The sequence below is a fragment of the Streptomyces sp. Ag82_O1-12 genome (assembly GCF_900182715.1).
In the GTDB taxonomy this organism is placed as follows: Bacteria; Actinomycetota; Actinomycetes; order Streptomycetales; family Streptomycetaceae; genus Streptomyces; species Streptomyces massasporeus.
The window spans coordinates 4,020,295-4,042,535 of sequence record NZ_FXUW01000001.1 but is presented as its reverse complement, the minus strand read 5'-3'; the positions used below and the strand labels follow the sequence as shown (position 1 = coordinate 4,042,535).

The 22,241-nt window shown below is 70.2% G+C and carries 21 protein-coding genes; 11 read left to right on the top strand and 10 right to left on the bottom strand.

Annotated elements, in window-relative coordinates; genetic code table 11:
* Positions 1 to 296: 296 nt before the first annotated feature.
* Positions 297 to 599 carry a DUF6300 family protein gene (locus tag QOL88_RS18530; protein ID WP_097217496.1) on the bottom strand — a complete coding sequence of 101 codons (303 nt, stop codon included), beginning with the start codon at positions 597 to 599 and terminating at the stop codon, positions 297 to 299.
* On the bottom strand, positions 599 to 4,201 hold the full coding sequence (dnaE, locus tag QOL88_RS18525; protein WP_097217494.1) for a DNA polymerase III subunit alpha: 3,603 nt from the start codon (positions 4,199 to 4,201) through the stop codon (positions 599 to 601). The genes QOL88_RS18530 and dnaE overlap by 1 nt, the downstream gene beginning before the upstream one ends.
* A gap of 165 nt (positions 4,202 to 4,366) precedes the next feature.
* On the opposite strand from dnaE, the gene QOL88_RS18520 reads away from it, so the two are divergent.
* Positions 4,367 to 5,308 carry a LysR family transcriptional regulator gene (locus tag QOL88_RS18520; RefSeq protein WP_097217492.1) on the top strand — a complete coding sequence of 314 codons (942 nt, stop codon included), beginning with the start codon at positions 4,367 to 4,369 and terminating at the stop codon, positions 5,306 to 5,308.
* Positions 5,309 to 5,315: 7 nt separating this feature from the next.
* Here the strand turns inward: QOL88_RS18520 and QOL88_RS18515 are convergent, their stop codons facing one another.
* Positions 5,316 to 6,170, bottom strand: coding sequence for a helix-turn-helix transcriptional regulator (locus QOL88_RS18515; protein WP_097217490.1), 855 nt, complete (start codon positions 6,168 to 6,170; stop codon positions 5,316 to 5,318).
* 157 nt (positions 6,171 to 6,327) lie between these two features.
* Here QOL88_RS18515 and QOL88_RS18510 point away from each other — a divergent pair, with 157 nt between their 5' ends.
* The gene (locus QOL88_RS18510; protein WP_097217488.1) at positions 6,328 to 7,098 is read left to right on the top strand and encodes an SDR family NAD(P)-dependent oxidoreductase; all 771 of its coding nucleotides are present in this window, start codon (positions 6,328 to 6,330) and stop codon (positions 7,096 to 7,098) included.
* An 81-nt stretch (positions 7,099 to 7,179) separates the two neighbouring features.
* Positions 7,180 to 7,935, top strand: coding sequence for an SDR family NAD(P)-dependent oxidoreductase (locus tag QOL88_RS18505; protein ID WP_097223069.1), 756 nt, complete (start codon positions 7,180 to 7,182; stop codon positions 7,933 to 7,935).
* Between the two features lie 37 nt (positions 7,936 to 7,972).
* On the opposite strand, the gene mshD is transcribed toward QOL88_RS18505, so the two are convergent.
* On the bottom strand, positions 7,973 to 8,899 hold the full coding sequence (gene mshD, locus QOL88_RS18500; RefSeq protein ID WP_097217486.1) for a mycothiol synthase: 927 nt from the start codon (positions 8,897 to 8,899) through the stop codon (positions 7,973 to 7,975).
* Between the two features lie 157 nt (positions 8,900 to 9,056).
* On the opposite strand from mshD, the gene QOL88_RS18495 reads away from it, so the two are divergent.
* From QOL88_RS18495 to QOL88_RS18480, 4 genes are all read left to right on the top strand, one after another.
* A complete protein-coding gene (locus QOL88_RS18495; protein WP_097217484.1) occupies positions 9,057 to 10,880 on the top strand; it encodes a bifunctional metallophosphatase/5'-nucleotidase in 1,824 nt (607 codons plus the stop codon).
* 58 nt (positions 10,881 to 10,938) lie between these two features.
* A complete protein-coding gene (locus QOL88_RS18490) occupies positions 10,939 to 12,150 on the top strand; it encodes an LmeA family phospholipid-binding protein (protein ID WP_097217482.1) in 1,212 nt (403 codons plus the stop codon).
* 210 nt (positions 12,151 to 12,360) lie between these two features.
* The gene (locus tag QOL88_RS18485) at positions 12,361 to 13,176 is read left to right on the top strand and encodes a hypothetical protein (protein ID WP_143668870.1); all 816 of its coding nucleotides are present in this window, start codon (positions 12,361 to 12,363) and stop codon (positions 13,174 to 13,176) included.
* A 140-nt stretch (positions 13,177 to 13,316) separates the two neighbouring features.
* Complete coding sequence (locus tag QOL88_RS18480; RefSeq protein WP_097217478.1) at positions 13,317 to 14,351, top strand: glycoside hydrolase family 5 protein; 1,035 nt, start codon at positions 13,317 to 13,319, stop codon at positions 14,349 to 14,351.
* Positions 14,352 to 14,437: 86 nt separating this feature from the next.
* On the opposite strand, the gene QOL88_RS18475 is transcribed toward QOL88_RS18480, so the two are convergent.
* The 4 genes from QOL88_RS18475 to QOL88_RS18460 form a co-directional block, all read right to left on the bottom strand.
* Positions 14,438 to 16,501 (bottom strand): pectinesterase family protein, encoded by a 2,064-nt coding sequence (locus QOL88_RS18475; RefSeq protein WP_097217475.1) that lies wholly within the window; start codon positions 16,499 to 16,501, stop codon positions 14,438 to 14,440.
* 78 nt (positions 16,502 to 16,579) lie between these two features.
* The gene (locus QOL88_RS18470; protein WP_097217474.1) at positions 16,580 to 17,428 is read right to left on the bottom strand and encodes a hypothetical protein; all 849 of its coding nucleotides are present in this window, start codon (positions 17,426 to 17,428) and stop codon (positions 16,580 to 16,582) included.
* A 125-nt stretch (positions 17,429 to 17,553) separates the two neighbouring features.
* The gene (locus QOL88_RS18465; protein WP_097217472.1) at positions 17,554 to 17,817 is read right to left on the bottom strand and encodes a hypothetical protein; all 264 of its coding nucleotides are present in this window, start codon (positions 17,815 to 17,817) and stop codon (positions 17,554 to 17,556) included.
* Positions 17,814 to 18,020 carry a hypothetical protein gene (locus QOL88_RS18460; protein ID WP_143668869.1) on the bottom strand — a complete coding sequence of 69 codons (207 nt, stop codon included), beginning with the start codon at positions 18,018 to 18,020 and terminating at the stop codon, positions 17,814 to 17,816. Before QOL88_RS18460 ends, QOL88_RS18465 begins: the two co-directional genes overlap by 4 nt.
* A 38-nt stretch (positions 18,021 to 18,058) precedes the next feature.
* Between QOL88_RS18460 and QOL88_RS18455 the strand changes: the two genes are divergently transcribed.
* Genes QOL88_RS18455 through QOL88_RS18440 form a run of 4 tightly spaced genes read left to right on the top strand, consistent with a single transcriptional unit; the run spans position 18,059 to position 19,922 of the window.
* Entirely contained in the window at positions 18,059 to 18,970 is a 912-nt protein-coding gene (locus QOL88_RS18455; RefSeq protein ID WP_257027818.1) for a helix-turn-helix domain-containing protein, read from the top strand.
* Positions 18,967 to 19,188 carry a DUF397 domain-containing protein gene (locus QOL88_RS18450; RefSeq protein ID WP_097217470.1) on the top strand — a complete coding sequence of 74 codons (222 nt, stop codon included), beginning with the start codon at positions 18,967 to 18,969 and terminating at the stop codon, positions 19,186 to 19,188. The genes QOL88_RS18455 and QOL88_RS18450 overlap by 4 nt, the downstream gene beginning before the upstream one ends.
* Before the next feature lie 51 nt (positions 19,189 to 19,239).
* Positions 19,240 to 19,527, top strand: a complete 288-nt coding sequence (locus tag QOL88_RS18445; protein WP_097217467.1) for a hypothetical protein — start codon at positions 19,240 to 19,242, stop codon at positions 19,525 to 19,527.
* Complete coding sequence (locus QOL88_RS18440) at positions 19,524 to 19,922, top strand: PIN domain-containing protein (RefSeq protein WP_097217465.1); 399 nt, start codon at positions 19,524 to 19,526, stop codon at positions 19,920 to 19,922. Before QOL88_RS18445 ends, QOL88_RS18440 begins: the two co-directional genes overlap by 4 nt.
* 25 nt (positions 19,923 to 19,947) lie before the next feature.
* Here QOL88_RS18440 and QOL88_RS18435 read toward each other — a convergent pair whose 3' ends face one another.
* Both QOL88_RS18435 and QOL88_RS18430 read right to left on the bottom strand, forming a co-directional pair.
* Complete coding sequence (locus tag QOL88_RS18435; RefSeq protein ID WP_097223067.1) at positions 19,948 to 21,414, bottom strand: sensor histidine kinase; 1,467 nt, start codon at positions 21,412 to 21,414, stop codon at positions 19,948 to 19,950.
* Between the two features lie 8 nt (positions 21,415 to 21,422).
* Complete coding sequence (locus tag QOL88_RS18430; protein ID WP_097217463.1) at positions 21,423 to 22,160, bottom strand: response regulator transcription factor; 738 nt, start codon at positions 22,158 to 22,160, stop codon at positions 21,423 to 21,425.
* Positions 22,161 to 22,241: the final 81 nt, after the last annotated feature.

The window sequence follows — 22,241 nt, the reverse complement described above, 5'->3', positions numbered from 1 at the left end:
CGGTGGTGTTGGCCGGCGCGGTGGTTGGGGGCGTGCGGGCGGCGGTGGAGCCGTTGCGCGGCGGTGGTCGGGGCGGGTGGTGCCGGGGCGGTGACGGGCCCTGCGGGTGACCGGCCCGGCGCGTCGGTGCCGGGGCGGGGTGGGTGCGCGGCCCGGCATGGCCGGGTGCCGCCTGCGCCCACCCGTGCCGCCCTTGGCGGCACGACTGCCCGCAGCTGGGCAAGCCGGCGGGGTGTTGTTCTCTTCGGGGTGGGTGCGGTTCCTGGCGGCACGGTGCCCGCCGGGCTGGGGCGGGCCTACAGGTCGCCGGACCGCCAGCGGGACTCCTCGGCGTCGAGGGCGGCGGGGTCGGGGGTGCGGTGGCTGACGGTGGCCAGCCAGTCGTCGACGGCGTCCGTGAGGCGGGTCGGGGGCTGCGGGCCGTCCTCGGTGAGCAGGGTCAGCAGCGCGGCCGCCGCTGGGTCGTCCGTGTCGCAGGTCCCGCACAGTACCGACTCCTTGAGGCCCTCGACCCGTTCGCCGGAGCCGTTGTGCCAGGTGTGCGGGTAGCGGGCGGCCAGCAGAGCCGGGGCCGCGCAGCGGGCGCAGACCAGGGGCATCACGCGAGGCCCACCCAGGCGTCCGCCCCGAACGTGCCCTTCACGTCCGAGGCGACGGTGGTGGGGTTCACCGTGGTCTGGAGCGCGTAGACGGTCGTCTTGCGGGTGCCGAGGATCCGGAGGCGGACCGGGGTTTCGCCCGGGTGGTCGGTGAGGATCCGTTTCAGTTCGCCCACGGCCTGCCGGGTGACCCGGTGCGCGGGCAGGGCGAGATGGACCGGGGGCCTGCCGCCGTGCTCGGCCGGGGACACGTCCAGGACGGCGAGTTCCCGGCCGAAGAGGCTCAGGGTGCCGTCGCGGTCCTCGATCCTGCCGCGTACGGAGACGACGTCGTCCTCGGTGAGCGCGTGCTGGACCAACTGATAGGCCGCGGGGAAGAACAGCACCTCGATACCGGCGTCCCGGTCCGTGAGGTGGACGACGGCCCAGGCGTTGCCCTGCTTGGTCACCTTGCGCTGGACCCCGGTGATCAGCCCCGACAGCCGTACCTCCCCGGAGGTGCGGCCGGAGGCGAGGAGCTCGGCGATGGAGCAGTCCCGGGCGGAGGCGAGGATCCGCTCGGCTCCGTCGAGGGGGTGTGCGGAGACGTAGAGGCCCAGCATCTCCCGTTCGATCGCCAGCAGTTGGCGGCGTGGCCACTCCTCCTCGTCGACGGGGAAGTCCAGCCCGAAGGCCGGGCCGTCGCCGTCCGTCCCGGCTCCGTCCATTGAGGTGAACAGGTCGTCCTGGCCGAAACTCGCCGCCTTCTTCACCGGGATCACCGCGTCGACGGCGGCCTCGTGCACGGCGGCCAGCCCCTTGCGGGAGTGCCCGAGCGAGTCGAAGGCGCCCGCCTTGACCAGGGACTCCACGGCCCGCTTGTTCAGCGCGGGAAGGCCGGCCTTGTGCAGGAAGTCGGAGAAGGACGTGAACCGCCCGTTGCCGCGGCGGGCGTCGATGACGGCCTCGATGACGCCGTCGCCGACGTTGCGCACGGACCGCAGGCCGAACCGTACGTCGTCCCCGACCGCGGCGAACTCGGCGACCGACTCGTTCACGTCGGGCGGCAGCACACGGACGCCGTTGGCACGTGCGTCGGCGAGGTAGAGGGCGGCCTTGTCCTTGTCGTCGCCGACCGAGGTGAGCAGAGCGGCCATGTACTCGGCGGGGTGGTTGGCCTTGAGGTAGGCGGTCCAGTAGGAGACGAGGCCGTACCCGGCGGTGTGGGACTTGTTGAAGGCGTAGCCGGAGAACGGCAGCATCACGTCCCAGAGGGCCTGGACCGCCTCGTCGGAGTAGCCGTTCGCCCGCATGCCGCCGTGGAACTTCTCCCACTCGGCGGCGAGCACCTCCGGCTTCTTCTTGCCCATCGCCCGGCGCAGCATGTCCGCGCCGCCCAGGGTGTAGCCGGCGAGTTGCCGGGCGATGGCCATGATCTGCTCCTGGTAGACGAGGAGGTGGTGGGTGGAGCCGAGGATCGGGTCGAGGGCCTCCTTGAGCTCCGGGTGGATCGGGGCCGGGGCCTGTTTGCCGTTCTGGCGCAGGGCGTAGTTGGTGTGCGCGTTGGCGGCCATCGGGCCGGGCCGGTACAGGGCGTTGGCCGCGGCGATGTCCTCGAAGCGGGTGGGCGCCATCAGCTTGAGCAGGGCGCGCATGCCGCCGCTGTCGAGCTGGAAGACGCCGAGGGTGTTGGCCTCGGCCAGCAGCCGGTAGGTCCGGGCGTCGTCCAGGGGGATGACGACGGTGCCCGGGTCGCCGTCCCCGGGATCGACGGTGGCCAGCCGGATGCCCCGGTTCTCCCGGACGTGTCCGATGGCCTGGTCGATGACGCCCAGGTTCCGCAGCCCCAGGAAGTCCATCTTCACCAGGCCCATCGCCTCGCACGACGGGTAGTCGAAACCGGTGATGCGCGCACCGTCGGAGGCCCGCAGGTGCAGCGGGATCCGGTCGGTGAGCCGGGTCTTGGAGAGGATCACCGCGGCGGCGTGCACACCGGTGCCGCGCGTCAGGCCCTCCACCCCACGGGCCGTGTCGATCACCCGCCGCACATCCGGCTCGCCGTCGTACAGCCGCCGGATCTCACCGGTTTCCGGGTAGCGCGGGTGGGAGGTGTCGAAGATCGCGTCCAGCGGGGCGGACGCGCCGTTCTGGTCGGGCGGGAGCGCCTTGGTGATCCGCTCGCCGTGGGCGAAGGGATAGCCCAGGATGCGCGCCGAGTCCTTGATGGCGTTCTTCGCCTTGATCCGGCCGAAGGTGTTCACGAGGGCCGTGTACTCGTCGCCGTACTTGTCGATGACGTAGCGGACCATCCGGTCGCGCTGCCGGTCGTCGAAGTCGAGGTCGACGTCGGGCGGGTTGATGCGCTCGGGGTTCAGGAACCGTTCGAAGAGCAGCCCGTGCGCCAGCGGGCACAGTTCGGTGATGCGGGTGGCGTAGGCGACGAGGGACCCGGTGGCCGAGCCGCGGCCCGGGCCGAGCGGGACGCCGTTCGCGCGGGCGTACCGGCAGATGTCCGCCACGACCAGGAAGTACGAGCTGAAGCCCATCGGCCCGATGACCGACATCTCGGTCTCGAACCGCTCCAGGACACGCGGCGGCACCGGATCCCCGTAGCGCAGGGCCAGGCCCCTGAGGACCTCCTTCCGCAGCCATGACTCCTGCGTCTCGCCCTCGGGCACGTCCGGGAAGCGCGGCATCTCGTCGACATGGTCGAAGACCTCGTCGTACGACTCGACGCGCTCGGCGACCAGCAGCGTGTTGTCGCAGGCCTCGGGCAGGTCGGCGAACAGGGCGCGCATCTCGGCGGCCGGTTTCAGGTAGTAGCCGGATCCGCTGAAGCGGAAGCGGCGCGGGTCGTCCTTGTTCTTGCCGACGCCGATGCACAGCAGGTTGTCGTGGGCGTCGGCCTGGTCCTCGGTGACGTAGTGGGCGTCGTTGGTGGCGAGGAGGGGCAGGTCCAGGTCCTTGGCCAGGCGCAGGAGTCCGTCCCTGACGTCGCGTTCGATGGCCAGGCCGTGGTCCATCAGTTCCAGGAAGTAGTTCTCCCGGCCGAAGATCTCCTGGAAGGCGCCGGCGGCGGCCCTGGCCTCGGCGTACTGCCCGAGCCGCAGCCGGGTCTGGACCTCGCCGGAGGGGCAGCCGGTGGTGGCGATGATGCCGTCCGGCCGCTCGGCGATCAGCTCACGGTCCATACGCGGCTTCCCGGCCGGGAACTGGCCCTCGTAACTGGCCTGTGTGCTGAGCCGGAACAGGTTCCGCAGCCCCCGGGCGTCGTACGCCCACATGGTCATGTGCGTGAAACGGCCGCCGCCCGACACGTCCTTCGAGCCCTCGCCGTCCTCCCCGACGGCCCGGCGGCCGCCCGGCTTCCAGAACTCCTGCCTGCGGGCGAACCGGGAGGAGGGCGCCACGTACGCCTCGATACCGATGACGGGCTTCACCGTCTCGAAGCCCTTGGCGGTCTGCGCGAACTCGTAGGCCCCGAACATGTTTCCGTGGTCGCTCATCGCGATCGCGGGCATACCCTGCCGGGCCACCTCGGCGAACAACGGCCTCAGCTTCTGCGCACCGTCGAGCATCGAGTACTCGGTGTGGTTGTGCAGGTGGACGAAAGAGTCCGGCATATGGCGCGCACCTCCGAGGACGGGGCCAACTCTGATACAACTGATAGTTGTAGGTGCCGCTTTCCCGGAAGGCGGCTACTCATCAAAACGAACCCGTCACCCCGGGATCAAACAACCGACACGCGTACGCTGAACAACCTCTTGTTGTGTGACTAGGCTGTCGACGTGGACCTCAAAGCCGTACGGGCATTCGTCGCGATCGCCGGCTCCGGGCAGTTTCAGAAGGCCGCCGTGGATCTGGCCGTCACTCAGCAGGCCGTCTCCAAGCGGATCGCCGCGCTGGAGAAGGACCTCGGGGTGCGGCTGCTCGTCCGTACGGCACGGGGAGCGGAGCTGACCATCGACGGGCAGGCGCTCCTGCCGCACGCCCGGGCCCTGCTCCAGGCCGAGGAGCGGGCGGTGGCCGCCGTGCGTCCAGGGGACCGTGCGCTACGCGTGGACGTCGTGGGGCGCCGGGTCGCCACGGCCGGACTGGTACGGGACTTCCACCGGGCGCATCCGGAGATCGCCCTGGACGTCGTCACGCTGTTCGGCGCCGCCGACAAGGCGGTGGCCGCCGTGCGGGACGGGGCCGTCGACGCCACGTTCCGTGCCGTCACCATGCCCGGGCACCGGCTCCCCGACGGTATCGAGGCCGTCCCGGTCCTGGACGAGCCGATGCGCCTGTGCGTCGGCCCGGGCCACGAGTTCGCCCGCGCCGCCTCGGTGACACCCGCGCAACTGGCCGGGCACCGGATCTGGATGCCCGGCAACGCCCCCGGCACGGAGTGGGCCGCGTACTACGACGAACTCGCCGCGACCTTCGGCCCGACCATCGACACCATCGGCCCCAACTTCGGCATCGAAGCCCTCCTCGACACCATCGCGAGCTCTCCGTCCCTGGCGACCTTCCTCAGCGAGCGAACCCCACTCGTCTGGCCGACCGACCACGACCTGCGTCTCATCCCGCTGCGTCACCCGACCCCGGTCTACCCGCACTCCCTCCTCTGGCGCACGGACAACCCACATCCCGGCCTCGCCGCCCTCCGCGACCACCTCCTGGCCACCCGTCCGCGGTTGTCCGAGGGCGAGACCTGGCGTCCGTCGTGGGCCGAGCCTGGCGGGTGAGCGGAGGTCAGCCCCGCCCCTGGGTGCGGGGCCGGGACGGGCGCCGGGTGGCGTGGAGGGAGCCGAGGAGGCCCAGGGCCTGGGCGCTGGGGCTGCCCGGCTCGGCGTGATAGATGACGAGCTGCTGGCCGGGCGCGTCCCGTACATCGAACGCCTGGTAGGTAAGGGTGAGGGCGCCTACGTCCGGGTGGAGGAGGTGCTTGGCGTCCCGGGTCTTGCCGCGCACGGTGTGGGCGTTCCACAGGCGGGTGAATTCCGTGCTGTGCTCGGTGAGGGTGCGGACCGATGCCCGGAGCCGGGGGTCGTCCGGGTCGAAGCCCGCCGCGTGGCGCAGGTTGGCGACGGCGGCCTGGGCTGCCCGGTCCCAGTCCGTGTAGAAGTGCCGGCCCGCGGGGTCGAGGAACGTCATACGCGCCAGGTTGTCCGCCGGGTCGAACGGCGCGTAGAGGGCGTCGGCCAGGGCGTTGGTGGCGAGGATGTCGAGGGCCCGGTCGAGGACGAAGGCGGGGGTGTGCGGGTAGCCGTCCATCAGCTGGCGCAGCGCGGGGTTGACCGAGTCGGCGGTGTGTACGGCGACCTGATCGCCCGGAGCGGCTCCGGCGAGCCGGTACAGGTGCGCGCGGGCATCCGCGTCGAGCCGCAGCGCGCGGCTGAGGGCGTCGAGCACCTGGGGTGAGGGGTTGCGCTCGCGACCCTGCTCCAGGCGCGTGTAGTAGTCGGCGTTCACTCCGGCCAGGACGGCGACCTCCTCACGGCGCAGTCCGGCGACCCTGCGAGTCCCGTAGCTCGCCATGCCGACGTCCTCCGGCCGCTGATCGGCGCGGCGTGCGCGGAGGAAGTCGCCCAGGTGGTTGTCAGCCATGCGTCCAGGCTAGGGGTGAGGTCCTGGCGCTGCCTGGGTGTGCCGCACCCAGGCAGCGTGCGGCCTGGGCGATGGCCCTTGACCCGCCCAGTCTCGGTGGAGAACGACAGACGCGAAGAAGCGCGCTGATCGAAGGAACCGAGGAGAGGAGCCCGCCATGACCGGGACCGCCGACGGCGACGGCCAGACCGCCGAATTCGCCGGGAAGGTCGCTCTCGTCACCGGGAGCGCACGGGGCGTGGGCAGGGAGACGGTGGCGCTGCTGCACGAGCGCGGCGCCCATGTCGTCGCCGTCGACGTGCGTCCCGAGACCGAGAGCCTGCCGGAAGCGTTTCCCGGTGTCCTGGCGGTGACCGGCGACGTGACGCGTGAGGAGACCGCCGTCCAGGCCGTGCGGACCGCCGTGGACGCCTTCGGCGGGCTGGACATCCTCGTGAACAACGCCGGGATCACCCTGAACAAGCCCGTCACCGACACCACCGCCGAGGACTGGGACGCGGTGATGGCGGTCAACGCCCGCGGGTCCTTCTTCTTCGCCCGCGAAGCCTTCCGGGCCATGAAGGTCCGGGGCGGCGGAGCCATCGTCGGCACCGGCTCCTACACGTGCACGGTCGCCTTGCCCGAAGGCGCCGCCTACAGCGCGTCCAAGGGCGCTCTGGCCCAGCTGACCAAGGTGCTCGCCGTCGAGGGCGGGCCGCTGGGCATCCGCGCCAACCTCGTCGCCGCGGGCGTCGTCGAGACCGATTTCCTGGACACGTTCCGCTCCGACAGCCGGGCGTACCTGGCTTCCTTCGCCGGCGCGCAGCCCTTGGGACGGGTGGCACAACCCGCGGAGATCGCCGAGGTCCTGTGCTTCCTCGCGTCACCGCGCTCGAGCTTCGTCACGGGAGCCGTGGTCGCCGCGGACGGCGGCTTCACCGCGCTCTGAACCAGCAGACGACACACCCCAGTACGCGCGACACACCAGCACACGAGACAGGGACGCGAGATGAGCGAGATGAGCACCGCCATGACGGGACGACTGGCAGGAAGGACAGCGCTGATCACCGGCGCGACAGGGGGCATCGGCCGGGCCACCGCGGAGTTGTTCGCCCGCGAAGGAGCGCGGCTCCTGGTCACCGACGTTGCCGCCGAGGCCGCGGCGGACCTCGCGGCACGGCTGCGCAGCGGCGGCGCCGAGGCCGTGGGCATCGGTCTGGACGTGTCCTCGCAACAGCAGTGGGGCGAGGCCATCGCCCAGGTCGAGCAGCACTTCGGGCGGCTGGACGTACTGGTGAACATCGCGGGCGTCGTGGACTGGCCCGGTGTCGAAGGCACCGATCGTCAGGCGTGGGACCGGGTGATCGCGGTCAACCAGACAGGGACCTGGCTGGGCATGAAGGCGGCCATGCCGTTGCTGCGCGCCGGCGGCAACGGCTCGGTGATCAATACCTCGTCCGTCCTGGGGCTGATCGGCAGCGGGGCCGCCGCCGCGTACCAGGCGTCCAAGGGCGCGGTACGCCTGCTCACCAAGACCGCCGCAGTGGAGTACGCGACTCGGGGTGTCCGCGTGAACTCCGTGCACCCGGGCGTCATCGCAACCCCGATGATCCAGGAGATCCTCGACGCGGAGGGGGATCAGCAGCCCGATATCGCGCGGACCCCGATGCGGCGGGCCGGCCGCCCCGAGGAGATCGCACCCACGATGCTGTTCCTGGCCGGCGACGAGTCCTCGTTCGTCACCGGGGCGGAGTTCGTCGTCGACGGCGGACTCACCGCGCACTGATCCGCCGGCTGACCGGTCCCGGCCTCGCCCGGAGCCGTCAGGTCTCCGTCCGGTACATCAGATCCACCTCGTGCGTGACGAACCCCAGCCGCTCGTACACCGACACCGCCGCCTTGTTGTCGGCGTCGACGTACAGCATCGCCGTGGGCAGCCCGCGTCCCGCGAGGTGCCGCAGCCCGATCGTGGTCAGGGACTTGCCGAGGCCGCCGCCCTGCGCGCCGGGGCCGACGCCGAGGACGTAGACCTCGCCCAGGCCCTCCTCGGCGTGCACCTTCGTCCAGTGGAAGCCCACGAGTTCGTCGCCGCGGAAGGCGAGGAAGAACCCCTCGGGGTCGAACCACGGCTCGGCCTTGCGGTCGTCGAGGTCGCGCTGGGTGAGGGAACCCTGCTCGGGGTGGTGGGCGAAGGCGGCGGCGTTCACCGCGAGCCAGGCCGCGTCGTCCTTGCCGGGGACGAAGGCGCGGACCGTGACGCCCTCGGGGAGCACCGGCTCGGGTGCGTCGAAGTCGGTCAACGACCGCCGCATCTGGCGCAGTTCACGGAAGAGGGTCAGGCCGAGGACCTGTGCGAGATGCCGGGCGGCGGAGTGCCCGCCGTGCGCCCACACCCGCAGCCGCTTGCCTGAGGCCGCCAGCAGCGCCGAGCCGAGCGCCCGCCCGTGCCCGTGCCCGCGGTGCCCGGGGTGCACGACCAGCTCGGCGGCCGGCGGCTCCACCAGGTCCGTGTCCTCCAGCTGGGCATAACCGACAAGTTCCCCGCCGGCGGTCAGCAGCAGATGGGACACGCCCTCCCGCTCCCCGCCGCGCAACTGCAACCGGCCCTGTTCGGACACCGCCTGCTGCCCGTCGGTCCCGGCCGCCTCGTCGAGCAGTCCGAGTACGGCCTCGGTCTGCTCGGCGGAGAGCGCGGCAAGGGTCTCGATCGAGCGGGGGCGTCCGGGCCGTACGGTGTCGTCGCTGGTCATGCGTACGAGGGTACGGGGCGCCACCGGCAAATCGGCGGCAAAGAAGCAACCAGGATGTAACCACGAAACACCTGTCGCGCTACGCGCGTTGACTCTAGGCTGCGCCGGACGGCAACACCGTCCGAACAGAACCGACAGCAGACCCACAGGGGGGCGTATGCCAGCCACTTCACCGGCTTCGGCGCACCAGGAGCGCCGCAGACGTCGTACGAACCGTTTCGTCGCTCTCACCGCCGGTGTCGTCACCGTCGGCGCGCTGGCCGCCGCGGCGCTGCCCGGTTCGGCCAGCGCCGGCGAGGAGCACCGCAAGGGCGGGCACGGGCACGGCCGCTACCAGGACGTGCAACTGCTGTCGTTCAACGACCTGCACGGCAACCTGGAGCCGCCCGCCGGTTCCTCCGGCCGGGTCACCGAGACGCAGCCCGACGGCACGACGAAGACCATCGACGCCGGTGGTGTCGAGTACCTCGCCACGCATCTGCGGCAGGCCCGCAAGGGCGAGAAGTACTCCATCACGGCGGCCGGCGGCGACATGGTCGGCGCCTCCCCGCTGATCTCGGGGCTGTTCCACGACGAGCCGACCATCGAGGCGCTGAACAAGCTCGACCTCGACGTCACCTCCGTCGGCAACCACGAGTTCGACGAGGGCGCCAAGGAGCTGGCCCGTCTGCAGAACGGCGGCTGCCACCCGAAGGACGGCTGCTACGCGGACAAGAAGTTCAAGGGCGCCGACTTCCCCTACCTGGCCGCCAACGTCCTCGACGAGAAGACGAAGAAGCCGATCCTCAAGCCCTACTGGGTGTGGAAGAAGAACGGCGTCAAGGTCGGTTTCATCGGCGTGACTCTGGAGGGCACCCCGGACATCGTCTCCGCCGAGGGCGTCAAGGGCCTGTCCTTCAAGGACGAGGTCGAGACGATCAACAAGTACGCCAAGGTGCTGCAGAAGCAGGGCGTGAAGTCGATCGTCGCGCTTCTCCACGAGGGCGGCTTCCCGGCGTCGACGTCGTACAACTACGACTGTGACTCCCCGGGCGCGGGCGACGGCATCTCCGGCCCGATCGTCGACATCGCCAAGAACGTCACGCCGCAGGTGGACGCGCTTGTCACCGGCCACACCCACAACGCGTACGTGTGCAGCATCGCCGACCCGGCGGGCAAGCCCCGCATGGTCACCTCGGCCGCGTCCTTCGGCCGTCTCTACACCGACACCACGCTGACCTACGACCGCAGGACCGGCGACATCGCCCGTACGGCGGTCAAGTCCGCGAACCGCGTGGTCACCCGGGACGTCCCCAAGGCGCCCGACATGACCGAGCTGATCAGCAAGTGGAACACCCTGGCCGCGCCCATCGGCAACAAGCCGATCGGCTACATCTCCGGCGACATCGGCAACACCGGCAGCGAGTCCCCGCTCGGCGACCTCATCGCCGACGCGCAGCTCGCCCACGGCAAGCAGCTCGACCCGGAGACCGACCTGGCGCTGATGAACCCGGGCGGTATCCGCGCCCCGCTGACCTACGCGGCCAAGGCCGGTGAGGGCGACGGCGTCGTCACCTACGCCGAGGGCTTCACGGTCCAGCCGTTCGCGAACACGGTGAACCTCCAGGACTTCACGGGCGCGCAGGTCATCCAGGCGCTCAAGGAGCAGGTGTCCGGCCCGAACGCGGCGGCCCCGAAGGTCCTCCAGGTCTCGTCCGGCCTGACCTACACGCTGGACCTCACCAAGTCCGGCGCCGACCGGGTGGTCACGGACAGCATCAGGCTGAACGGCGCGGCCATCGACCCGGCGGCCACCTACCGCGTCGCGACGAACAGCTTCCTCGCGGGCGGCGGCGACGGCTTCCCGACCCTCGGCCAGGGCACGAACGACGTGGTCGGCAGCGACGACCTGACCGCTCTGGAGCAGTACCTGACGGCCAACTCCTCGGCGTCGAACCCGATCGCCCCGCCGAAGGCGGACCGCATCACCATCGTGAAGTAGGTCGCATACCCGGGGTTCAGGTTGCGGGTGGGGGAGGTACGCATGATCGGATGGATCGATGCGTACCCCCCACCACCTAGATGCGCATCCCCGTCCGAACCCGTACGAGGAGCTCGCCGCCCTCGATGACGGGCCTCTGGAGGAGACCCCTCTGGATGAGTTCCTCACGGAGGAACGCGATGCGGGCGCCGAGGACGCCTGGGCCCCGCCGGACCACCGCCGCGGCGGCAAGCGGCGCAGGAAGAATCGATTCGCTGGCTTGCCGCTCGCGGTGAAGGCGGTGGTCGGCCTGGTCGTCCTCACCTCGTTCGCCGGGCTCGGCGACCGCTGGGCCGTGCTGTACGCCGAGCACCGGGCCGCCGACACCCTCAAGGACCGCCTCGACCTGGCGGCGGCGCCCGAGGTGGAGATCGGCGGTTTCCCCTTCCTCACCCAACTCGCCGACAAGCGGCTGGACTCGGTGAAGGTGACCGTCCCGGACGTCGCCGCCGACCGGGTCTCCCTGGCCAAGGTGTCGGCCACGGCCCACGACGTGACGCTGAACGCCGACGGTCTCACCTCCGTGCGCGGCGCCCACGTCCCCCGCTTCGACGGGGACGTCCAGCTCACCTTCGCCGACCTCAACCGCGAACTCGGCGCCTCCCAGGTGACGTTCACCGGCGAGGGCCGCGACCGGGTCCGGGCGAACGGCACCCTGCCGGTCGCCGGGCACAACCTGCGGCTGCGCGCCGAGGCCCGGATCCAGCGGCAGGGCGAGCGGGGGATCGCCACCGAGATCGGCAAGATGCGCTTGGACATCGGCGATCTGGCCACCTACCGGCCCGGCACCCGCCCCTCGGAGGGCCTGCACCTGACGCCCAAGGGCACCGCCGACCTCGCCCGGGAGACTCGCAAGGCCAAGGCGCTGCTGTCGGTGCCGGCCATCGTGCAGCGAATGGGCGTGCCCGAGGCGACCGTGCGCGGGGCGCTGGCCGACGACGGCAAGCTCGCCGAGCTGACCGGCTCCCCGCGTTTCGCCCGCCAGGCCGCCGGCCTCAACCTCATCGACCTGGCCCTGGAGAACCCCGACGTCATGCGCCGTCTGGGCCTGGACCCCAACCTGCTCGACTCCCTGTCGGGCCTGACCCGCCCGGTCCTGGCCGACCGGCTGTCCCTGGCGTTCGAACTGCCCGAGCCGGACCAGGGCAACGTGCGGTTGCGGGACGTTCGGGTGGAGAAGGACGGCATCCGGGTGCGGGTGTCGGGGTCGGGGCTGACGGTCGGGCGGTGACTCCCCGAGGGGGCCGGGTCCGACCCGCGAGGTGCTCGGGCCGCCCCCTGCCCGCAACGGCTCAGACCGCCCCCGCCCGCAAGCTGCTCAGTCATGCCCCTGCCTCCCGAGCGGCCGGGTTTGCCCGAAAGTCTGTCCTCGCGGCCGCTGTCCGGGATCCGGGGCGCCCGGACAATGGCGGCGTACCGGACCGAGATGAGGGTGATGCGGATGCGTAGGCAGGGCCGGTCCCAGGAATCGGAGGCGGACGCGCGGGACGGGCACGCGCACCGGCCCCCGCTGCGGCCGCACGAGGCCGACCCGCGGGCGGCCCGGCTGGCGGCCGGAGGGCGGATGACCCCGGACGCGGCCCGGTCCCTCCAGGGCAGCGCCGGCAACGCCGCCTTCGTGGCCGTGCAGCGCATGCCCCGGGGCGGCGACAACGGCGAGGGCCCGGCCGAGGAGAAGCCCATGGACGGGCTGAGCCGGTTGCGCAGGGCGAACGAGCGTGCGGAGAAGCGGGGGCAGGCGGCGCCCGCCCTCGGTCAGGCCGACAGCCCCTTCGGCGCCTACACGGTGAACAAGGGGCGAGGCGCCGGCCCGTACATCACGTCGAACGTGAAGCACCAGCACCCGGGGAGCGAGAGCCTCGGAACCACCTACGACGAACTGGTCAGGGCCCTCGACGCCGAGCACCTGCCGCTGGTGGCGCAGGCCGCGCGCAGCGGCACGGAACTGGACGAGGAGATCCTCGCCAGCATGGACGCGACGCAGCGGCGCGCCGCCACCATGCTCTACGGGATCATGACCCAGTCCGAGGAGCGCAGGTTCCCGGGGGCCGGCAAGGCCATGCGCAGTGCGCTGACCAAGCAGGGCGACCCTTACCACGAGGCGGAGGAGTTCGAGCAGGACTTCCCGATGGGCCAGGTCGGAGGGGCGCAGTACTACCGCGAGGTGCTGGCCGGGAAGAAGCAGCTCTCGGACAAGGCCCGCAAGAACCTGGAGGACATGTCGTCGTCGTCCTCGGACGGGGAGAAGTCTTCCTGAACGCCTCGACGGCCCCCTCGTGGCTGAAACTTTGTGTGCAGATGTGTTGACCTCTGTTCGAGTCTCCTTCTAGTTTCGTGCTCCACTGGGCGGTCCGACTGCGGGCCGCTCACCTTCGCACATGCTCAGAAGGGGATGTCGTGTCTCAAAGGAACCATCGCGGGACAGCTTGCGTGGGGGCGCTGCTGGCCTGCGTCACGGCATTCGGTGGAGCGCTCGCCTCCCCCGCGGCCGCCTCTCCCGCCCACCGTCCCGCCACCCCGCCGCCCGTCAGCGACTTCAAGGGCGTCAACTGGGCCGACCCGCGCGACAACTACGCCCATGACGCGGTCGTGCCCTCGGGCCTGTCCACCGCCGACAGCTACGCCACCACCTACGCCAAGTCCAAGGCGATCATCGGCGGATTCTCCAAGCTGGGCGCCAACACCGTCCGCCTCCCGGTCAACCCGACCTCCGTGAACGGCCCGTTCTGGAAGTCGTACCGGGGCGCGATCGACGCCGCCACCGCCAAGGGCTTCAAGGTCATCCTGGGCTACTGGGAGGCCGACAACGCCAAGGACGGCAAGATCGACAACCAGGCCTCCTGGAACCGGATGTGGGCGCGGATCACCTCCGCCTACGCCCGCGACTCCAAGGTGTACTTCGAGCCGATGAACGAGCCGTTCGGCTACACCGCCCAGGAGTGGACGGACATCGCCGCGAAGTGGGTGAGCACCCACCGCGACGTGCCGCGCGACCGGATCCTGATCGGCGGCTACAAGTACAGCGAGGACGTCAAGCCGGTCTGCGCCGACCCGCGCCTGAAGGGCACGCGCCTGGCCCTGCACAACTACGGCTTCTGGCACACCGACTGGACCAGCCCCGACCAGTGGAAGGCCGACTTCAAGAGCCGCATAGGCGACTGCGCCTCACGCACGATCCTCGACGAGTTCGGCGCCTCCATGACCACCGGCCTGGACTACAACGGCCCGGCGGGCACCTCCAACGAGATCGCGTACATCCAGGCCGCGACCGACACGATCCGGGAACTGGGCCTGGGCTCGGTCTACTGGCCCGGCCTGCGCAACGGTGACACCTACTCGCTCACCACGCTCCAGGGCACGGGCACGAACCTCAGCCTGACGGTGAACAACCAGAGCGGCCTGGACCGGCTGCACCACGCCTGGAAGCAGTAGGAACCGGTAAGAGTCCCCCACGGGATCACGATGGTGACCCTTCCGGGTCCGGCGCCGCTCGTCAGCCGGACCCGGAAGGGAGCCCTTCAGGACGCCGAAGGCGTCCAGCCCGCGAGCCAGTCCGCGACCTCCTGGTTCGCGGCCTGCGCGTCGGTCAGATGCGGCCGCTCCGAGCTCGCCGACCCCGCGCCCGCGCCGGAGTTCTTGTACTCCGCGAACCGGTCGTCCTTCCAGGAGAACCCGCTCATGTCGGTCCACGGGGCAGACTTGATCGCGTTGCTGAGACCGGTGTTGCGGACGGTGGTCTGCGGGTCGAGGGACGCGTCCCCGCCGGCGTGCCAGGGCCGGCCGAGGTAGAAGCTCCCGGCCGACACATCGCCGTTCACCGTGGAGTTGGCGATCAGGAAGCCCTTGCGGTTCGCCGCGGTGCTGGGCGCGGCGATGTATCCGGCCGACGTGCCGTTCCAGCGCTTCTTCAGCGTGATGACGGACTTGTCGACGACGGCTGTGGCCCGGCCGAAGATGAAGTCGACGTTGCCGATGACGTAGGAATTGCTGACGTAGACCCGCCCGAGCTTGTCCTTGGCGGCGGTGTCGAGCAGCAGCGTGTCCTGGTCCCCGCTGGCGATGATCCCGTCCAGGAACACCTTGTCGGCGGCGGTCCGCAGGGCGACGGCCTGGTGCCCGTCGAGCGACTGGTTGGCCTTCTCGTCGAAGTCGTTGGAGATGGTCAGGTTGCGCGCCTGGAAGTCGTCGGCCTCGACGGCGACGGTGGCGCTGCCGCCCGTGCCGTACGTGCCGCCCCCGGGCTTCGGCGTACCGGCCGCGTTGTTGTAGACGATCGTCGTGTCCTTGCGGCTGCCGCCGGTGCCCTGGATGGTGACGTGCGGCTTGTTGGAGGGCACCTTCACCAGTTCCCGGTACGTCCCCGGCTTCACGGCGATCACGACGCGCGAGGGGTTGTTCGCCGGTACGGCGTTCACCGCGGCCTGCACGGTGCGGTACTGGCCGCTGCCGTCCTGGGCGACGGTGAGGGTGGTGGCGGCCGCGGCCCTGGTGGAGACGGCGGCGGTGCCGATCGAACCACGCGGCCCGACACCGGACTTCAGGAGGGACGGCAGATCGGCGGCCTTGTCGAGGCTGTAGGAGTAGTATGCCTTCGGGTCGAAGGCGCTCCCGCCGCTCTCGTTGCGTCCGCTGGTGCCGGAGAAGACGTTGCCGCGCTGCACGATCGTGGCGCCGCTGTCCTTGATCACCGGGTTCTTGATGCCCTGGAAGTAGGAGTTCTCCAGCACCATCCTGGTCGAGCCGCGCGAGTAGTTCCCGTACGACGAGCCGATGCTCGTGTTGGGGGCGTCCTCCAGGAAGTTGTTGTAGAGGTGCGCGTGCGCGGCGTTGTCCGTGGAAGGGTTGCGCTGCTCGGTCTCGCGGATCCAGTTGTGGTGGATCGTGATGTCGGTCTTGACGTTCTCGGTCCAGCCGATGCCGAAGGTCTTGTTGTTGTCGCTCAGCTTGTTCCAGGAGACGGTGACGTTCGTCGAGTCCTTGCGGACGTCGATGAGCCCGTCGGCCATGTGCCGCAGATCGTTGTGATCGATCCACACGTGGTGGGCGCCGTCCATCTGGACCGCGTCGAAATCATGATCTTTGTCGTTCCAGATGCCCTGGTACGCGTCCCGGATGGTCAGGTTCCGGATGATCACGTTGTGCACGCCCTGGCCGAGGAAGAACCCGCCGCCGACGATGTGCCCGGCGGTTCCCTGCCCCACGATGGTCTTGTCGGACTTGACCTTGATCTCTTTGCCGACCGGATTCATCGTGATGGTTCCGGCGACGACGATGACGTAGGGCTCTGCCGCGGTCGCGTACTTCTCCAGATCGGCGAGCGTTTTGACGGTGACGGTCTCCCCGCCCCGCCCGCCGTACGTCCCGTTCTGCCCGAGGGAGTTGACGGAGGCGAACCCGTCGGCGGTGTCGGCTGCCCAGGCGGGGGCGGCGGCGGAGGCCTGCTGGACACTGCTGCCGAGGACGCCGAGGTCGGTGCCGTAGGCGAAGGTGCCGGCGGCGGTCAGGGCCAGGGGGACCCCGACCGCCAGGGCGGTACGGCTTCTGCGACGGCGGTGCTGGGCTGTGCTGCGCGGCTCACTCATGCGGCGATCCGTTCCGTGTGGGGGAATGACCGCCGATCAGTCGTCGCCCCACACGGAAAGGTTGCCGGGGTATCTGCCCTACTGCGCGCAGGACTTGGGATCGAGCTTCTCCTCGATCTTGTCCTCACGGCCGTCCGGCTGGCCGCTCGGCAGGAGCTTGTCGGAGATCCCGTCGATGTAGTACCCGTGGGAGTAGACGGTCTGGTAGCCCCGGTCCCGCCAGCTGTGCACGGTCCGCTCCCCGTCCCCCTTGTCCCACTGGTAGTCCTCGACGTGGAAGATCGGGTTGACGCGCACCACGCGCTGGTACGGCGTCCAGGTGACAGCCACCTGCCGACAGGGCGGAATGGTCTTCTCGCTCCGGGTCTCGAACCTGGACTCCTTCTCCCAGCCCCACTCGTAGCCGGCGCTGCCGCCCACGGTTCCGCTGAAGATGCTCTTGGCGAGGGAGAGGCTGATGGAGCCGCCGACGCTCTTCTTCGCGAACGTCTTGGTGCTGTAGCTGCTGACGAAGGTCTCCTTGTCGTCGGCGGATCCCTTGTTGCCTATCCACCGGGACGTGCGGACGGTGTCGCCCTTGATCGACCAGGTCGAGGCCTCGGCGTAGCCGCACCAGCCGCGGAACAGCTCCCACGGCCCGGCGGGCTTCCACAGCCCGAAGACGTCCCGCAGATACTCGTCCCGGGTCTTGAACTCACCGGTGTCGACGTTGAGGGCGCCGTACACGCCCGTCAGGCTCGTCTCCTGACCGCAGAGCCGCTCGATCATCAGGTCGGTGTCCCCGGGATCCACACCCCGGATGTTGGTGGCCCCGGCGGGCCCGGCGGCGGCGGTCCCCGCGGCGGAGAGCAGACCGGTGACGGCGAGGGCGGTGGTTGCGGCAACAGCGCCGCATTTCCTGACAGTTGACTTGCGAATGAGACGCATGGGGGTTGGCTCACTCCTGCTTGTCGTTCTGTGACGGCGATGAAGATGTCAGAACAGAGGCAGGAGTGTGCGCTACTGATGGGTATGACAGGACATCGACAGCTGGGTGGGTGGCATGTCCCTCTTTATCGGGTGTCACCCCTGCGGCTGACCGCGATCCGCAGCACGTCTCCCAGGGACTCCACGGCCCTCGTCAGCGCGAAACGCACGGCGCGTTCACCGGCCTTGGGGTCGTGCAGTACGGCTCTGGCGCCGACGAGTACGGTCTCGGCGGATGCGAGCTGAGCGGCCTCGACGTCGTCGGCGAGCCGGGAGAGCAGGCTGCCGGGGTCGTCGGTGGAGAGGTAACAGGGTTTGCCGTCGACGCCGGTCCAGGGGAGCAGCCTCATGCGTGGACCTCCAGGGGGTGGAGGTAGGGGCGGACCAGGGGGGTGTCCATGACGAGGGGCTCCACGAGGAGGGGGCGTGGGGGAAGTGGCCGCAGGGTCGGCGGCGCGGCTGCTCGATGCCGCCCTCGGGCGGGCAGCAGGAGTCGCACGAGGGTGAGCAGGAGTGACTCGCAGAGTCCGGCGGCGAGCAGGCGCAGGCGCATGGGTGTCCCTTCGGGGGCAGGCAGGGGGTTGACGTGCGGTGATCACCGTTCGTGCCTTCATGGTTACGGGGTGCGCGTACGCTGCGGAAGGGGTCAGGTGTTGCCTGGCGCTCCAGGCAACGGTGAGGGGTGACGTGAGCGAAGTGGTTGACGGAGGGCGGGCCGTTCTGGGGCGGACGCTGAGGTTCCTGCGGGAGAAGGAGGGCAAGTCACTGGGGCAGTTGGCCGAGGACACCGGCTACGACAAGAGCTACTTGAGTCGCCTGGAGTCGGGCGAGCGACTGTCCAAGCTGGCCGTCATGGAGGACCTTGACAGCTACTACGGGTGCGGTGACCTGCTGGTCCGCCACTGGAAGATCGCCCGGTACGACGCCTTCAAGGACAAGTACAAGCGGTACATGGCGCTGGAGGCGACAGCGCGTCTCCTGCGGGTGTACACGCCGAACGTGCCTGGACTGCTGCAGACGGAGGAGTTCGCCCGGGAGGTGTTGTCTGGCCCTCAGGCAACACCTGGCAGGAACGAGGAAGTCGAGGAACAGGTGGCCGCGCGTATGGGGCGGCAGCTTCTGCTGAGTAAGGATCCGGCACCCGACGCCCGGTTCATCATCGACGAGTCGGCATTGCGTCGCCCCTCGGCAAGCCCGGATACCTGGAAGGGGCAGCTGCTACGCATCGAAGCCGTCGCGCAGCAGCCGAACATCAACATCCAGGTGCTCCCTTTCTCTGCCGGAGTCCACCACCTCATGGGCAAGGGGTCTCTGACGCTGCTGTGGCAGAAGGACAGCAGCGCAGTGGCCTACGCGGAGGGTCATAGCTTTGGCCTGTTGATGGACGATCCGGAGGAAGTCCTGGACCACTGCTTGTCCTACGATCGGTTGAGGGATCTGGCGTTGTCCCCGTCGGACTCGCTGGCGTTCATCAGGGACGTACTGGAGGAGCACGGATCATGATGCCCACCCTCGATCTCACCACTGCCGTCTGGCGCAAGTCGACCTACAGCGACGGCGGGGCCAACAACTGCCTGGAGGTCGCCGACGGCCACCCCGGCATAGTCCCGGTCCGCGACAGCAAGCGGCCCGACGGCCCGGTACTCGTGTTCGCCGCAGGTTGCTGGGGGGCGTTCCTGGCCGGCGTCAGGACTGAGGGGTCGACCCGCACTCGCGGGTGAAAACGGGAGCAGGCCGGCCCCCTAGGGTTGTGGCGCAGCTATGGTGAGACTATGGCAGAGAATACGACGATCCAGGTGTCACGGCAGGCCCGCGACCATCTCGCTCAGGTCGCGAAGGAACGTGGGGTGACCCTGGGGCAGCTCGTTGAGCAGCTCGCCCTTGAGCAGCCCACAGCCGAGCAGGTCGCCGAGCGGATCGCCGCGGACCGCCGCGTTGTGCGGGAGACGATCGGCGTGGACATCAGCGATGTCGAGTTCGACGAGGCGCCTGACATCCTCGGCAACATCTACCGCATCGCTGCGGAGAAGGTCCGTGCGGCGCGGGGTGCCCCCGCGTGATCATTCTGGACACCGGCGCCACCCTGGCTCTTGCACAGGGGCACAAGACCCTGAACCTCCTCGCCGGGAACATGGCACGCACCCCCGGCGACCTTCTGCGGATCCCCGCCCTGTGCCTCATGCAGGCGGAGTCGCAGGACGAGGGAGCCGCGCAGCGGGTCCTCGGCTTCTCGTCGGTCGTGGTCGACAGCCTCAACACGGCCGCCTCCGTCACCGTCGGCACCATGATCCGGGACGGCTACGGTGGCCCGGACAACTGCCACGCTCTGTACTGCGCCCTGCCGCGCGCTGAATTCACAGGGATGTCGATCCTGCTCACGGACCGCGAACGGCAGTATCCACCCGGCGTGGTCACCGTCGACATCGACTCACCAGGCATGCTCGGCTTCCACTGAGCCCGGTTGGGGCCCGCGCTCTCCATCAGGCCGAGGGCAGATCCTCGGGCGGCGGCACAGCCGCCCCCGGCAGTCGTACCGTCGCCACCGTGCCGCCGCCCTCCGCCCGGGACAAGGAGACCTCGCCCCCGGCCTGCTGCACCGTACGCGCCACGATCGACAGGCCCAGGCCCGAGCCGGGCAGCGCCCGTGCGCTCGGGGAGCGCCAGAAGCGGTCGAAGACGTAGGGGAGTTCGTCGGCGGGGATGCCCGGGCCGTGGTCGCGGACCGTGAGGACACCGTCGAGCAGGCGGACCTCGACCGTGCCGCCCTCCGGACTGAACTTCACAGCGTTGTCCAGGATGTTGACCACCGCCCGTTCCAGGGCGGAGGGTTCCGCACGGACGAACCACGGCTGGACATCCGCCGTGATCGTGAGCTCCGGGCCCCGCAGCCGGGCCCGCCGCAGCGCCGACTCGACCGTGTCCTGCCAGGCGACGATCTGTGTCCGGCCCGCGTGCTGGCCCGTGTCCGGGCGGGACAGTTCCTGGAGGTCGCCGATGAGCGCGGCCAGTTCCGTCATCTGCGCCTTCACCGAGGCCAGGAGCGCCTTGCGGTCCGCTTCGGGGATGGGGCGGCCCGTCTCCTCGCTGCGGGTGAGGAGTTCGATGTTGGTGCGAAGGGAGGTGAGAGGGGTGCGGAGCTCGTGGCCGGCGTCGGCGATGAGCTGTTGCTGCAGCTCCCTGGAGCTGGCCAGGGCGGAGGTCATGGCGTTGAAGGAGCGGGACAGGCGGGCGATCTCGTCCTCGCTGTCGTCCTCCACGGGGATGCGGATGTTCAGATCCTCGGTGCGCGCCACGTGCTCGACGGCGTCGGTCAGCTTGTCCACGGGGCGCAGCCCGGCCCGGGCGACGGCCAGGCCGGCGGCTCCGGCGCCGAGCACTCCGACGCCGGAGACCAGGAGGAGGATCAGGGCCAGCTCGTTGAGCGTGGACTGGGTTCCCTTGAGCGGCAGGGCGATGACGAGGGAGTAGTCGGCGGCCACGCCCTGGGTCAGAGGCCCGTCCTTGATGAGGACCGCCGTCGTCAGGACGCGCAGCTTGTTGCCCTCGTCGTCCGTGCCGTCGCGGATGTGGCCCTGGTTCGGGTCGGGGTTCTTGGCGACGGCCTTGTCGTCGCCGGTGACCTGCACCTGGGTCGTCGACGTCGGGAAGAGACACACCTTGCCGTCGGCGTGGACCAGCTGCCCGTAGGTCTTGGGCCGCGCCCCCATGCCCAGCGAGTCGGAAGGCGTCTGACGGCAACTGCCCGTGAGTTCTTGGAACTCTCCCGAACGCAGGGGCCCGACCGAGGACTTCAGGTCGTTGTCGATCTCGTCGTACAACTTCCCCTGCACGATGAACCAGCACGTCACCGACACCGCCGCCACCGCGAACGCCACCGCCGCCGCCACCAGCAGCGCCAGTCGGGAGCGGATCGGCAGGGAGCGGAAGCGCCGTACGGCCCCGCGCAGCCAGGAACTCACTCCGCGCCGCCCTGCCGCAGCACATAGCCGACACCCCGCACCGTGTGCACGAGGCGCGGCTCGCCGCCCGCCTCGGTCTTGCGGCGCAGGTACATCACGTACACGTCGAGGGAGTTCGACGACGGCTCGAAGTCGAAGCCCCAGACGGCCTTGAGGATCTGCTCGCGGGTGAGGACCTGGCGCGGGTGTGCCAGGAACATCTCCAGGAGCGTGAACTCCGTGCGGGTCAGCTCCACCTGGCGCCCGCCCCGCGTGACCTCCCGCGTCGCGAGGTCCATGCGCAGGTCGGCGAAGGTGAGCGCGTCCTCGTCGGCCGGGTCGGACGCGCCCACGGCCGCCGCGTAGGAGCTGCGGCGCAGCAGCGCGCGGATGCGGGCGAAGAGTTCGTCGAGTTCGAAGGGCTTGACCAGGTAGTCGTCGGCGCCCGCGTCGAGCCCGGTGACGCGGTCGCCGACCGTGTCACGGGCCGTGAGCATCAGGATCGGCGTGGTGTCGCCCGTGGCGCGGATGCGGCGCGCCGCCGTCAGACCGTCCATGCGCGGCATCTGGATGTCGAGGACGACCAGGTCGGGCCGGTAGGCCGCCGCCTTGTCGAGCGCGTCGGCGCCGTCGACGGCGACCTCGGTCCCGTACCCCTCGAACGCGAGACTGCGCTGGAGCGCCTCGCGTACGGCCGGCTCGTCGTCGACGATCAGGATGCGCTGCGGGTCACGGTCGCCGTCTGCGGGGCTCATGGGTCGGGGTCCTCGGGGGTGAAGGGGGACGGGGGTGCTCTGACGCTCTCAGCGTCGCACGTCGCGGGCGCGAGCCGGCGG

Bases quoted from the DNA above. Each gene is read 5' to 3' on its own strand.
- QOL88_RS18430 (WP_097217463.1), bottom strand. From the start codon at position 22,160: ATGAGCCCCGCAGACGGCGACCGTGACCCGCAGCGCATCCTGATCGTC.
- QOL88_RS18495 (WP_097217484.1), top strand. From the start codon at position 9,057: ATGCCAGCCACTTCACCGGCTTCGGCGCACCAGGAGCGCCGCAGACGT.
- QOL88_RS18445 (WP_097217467.1), top strand. From the start codon at position 19,240: ATGGCAGAGAATACGACGATCCAGGTGTCACGGCAGGCCCGCGACCAT.
- QOL88_RS18460 (WP_143668869.1), bottom strand. From the start codon at position 18,020: ATGCGCCTGCGCCTGCTCGCCGCCGGACTCTGCGAGTCACTCCTGCTC.
- QOL88_RS18510 (WP_097217488.1), top strand. From the start codon at position 6,328: ATGACCGGGACCGCCGACGGCGACGGCCAGACCGCCGAATTCGCCGGG.
- QOL88_RS18530 (WP_097217496.1), bottom strand. From the start codon at position 599: ATGCCCCTGGTCTGCGCCCGCTGCGCGGCCCCGGCTCTGCTGGCCGCC.
- QOL88_RS18490 (WP_097217482.1), top strand. From the start codon at position 10,939: ATGCGTACCCCCCACCACCTAGATGCGCATCCCCGTCCGAACCCGTAC.
- QOL88_RS18450 (WP_097217470.1), top strand. From the start codon at position 18,967: ATGATGCCCACCCTCGATCTCACCACTGCCGTCTGGCGCAAGTCGACC.
- mshD (WP_097217486.1), bottom strand. From the start codon at position 8,899: ATGACCAGCGACGACACCGTACGGCCCGGACGCCCCCGCTCGATCGAG.
- QOL88_RS18485 (WP_143668870.1), top strand. From the start codon at position 12,361: ATGCGTAGGCAGGGCCGGTCCCAGGAATCGGAGGCGGACGCGCGGGAC.
- QOL88_RS18505 (WP_097223069.1), top strand. From the start codon at position 7,180: ATGACGGGACGACTGGCAGGAAGGACAGCGCTGATCACCGGCGCGACA.
- dnaE (WP_097217494.1), bottom strand. From the start codon at position 4,201: ATGCCGGACTCTTTCGTCCACCTGCACAACCACACCGAGTACTCGATG.
- QOL88_RS18470 (WP_097217474.1), bottom strand. From the start codon at position 17,428: ATGCGTCTCATTCGCAAGTCAACTGTCAGGAAATGCGGCGCTGTTGCC.
- QOL88_RS18515 (WP_097217490.1), bottom strand. From the start codon at position 6,170: ATGGCTGACAACCACCTGGGCGACTTCCTCCGCGCACGCCGCGCCGAT.
- QOL88_RS18475 (WP_097217475.1), bottom strand. From the start codon at position 16,501: ATGAGTGAGCCGCGCAGCACAGCCCAGCACCGCCGTCGCAGAAGCCGT.
- QOL88_RS18465 (WP_097217472.1), bottom strand. From the start codon at position 17,817: ATGAGGCTGCTCCCCTGGACCGGCGTCGACGGCAAACCCTGTTACCTC.